1 protein-coding gene is annotated in these 566 nt (G+C 58.8%); it reads left to right on the top strand.

Going from position 1 to position 566, the window contains the following annotated elements:
- Positions 1 to 566 (top strand): immunoglobulin-like domain-containing protein (locus tag FEM01_RS24265; RefSeq protein WP_171031023.1); only part of this gene is annotated, 566 nt, incomplete at both ends.

Consider the following 566-nt stretch of genomic DNA (forward strand, 5'->3'; position numbering starts at 1 on the left):
AACTTCCAGTTGAGCAATCCGCCGCAGACTGGCAGCGCTGCTACGCTGACCGTGAGCGTCGGTGGCACTGAGTACCAGGTCAACGTCGATGCTTCCGGTAAGGGCACGCTGCAAGTGCCGAACACCAACGTCGATGACGTCTACAAAGACGAGAGCACCGTTACCGCGACCGTCACCAAGGTCGAAGGCGGCAACTTCGAGAACGTCAGCCTGAATGGCGCTTCGGCGACCGCGACTGTGGCCGACACTCTCGACACGACCACCGTCACCGTCACAGCAGACCCAGCGAAAGAAGGCGACGCAAACGTCACCTTCAACTTCCAGCTGAGCAATCCACCGCAGACTGGCAGCGCTACCACTTTGACTGTGAACGTCGGTGGTACTGAGTACCAGGTCAACGTCGATGCTTCCGGTAAGGGCACGCTGCAAGTCCCGAATACCAACGTCGAAGACGTCTACAAGGACGAAAGCACCGTCACTGCGACCGTTACCAAAGTTGAAGGCGGTAACTTCGAGAACGTCAGTCTGAATGGCGCGTCGGCCACCGCGACCGTGACCGACACCAT

Source organism: Pseudomonas mosselii (assembly GCF_005796105.1).
GTDB lineage: Bacteria > Pseudomonadota > Gammaproteobacteria > Pseudomonadales > Pseudomonadaceae > Aquipseudomonas > Aquipseudomonas mosselii_C.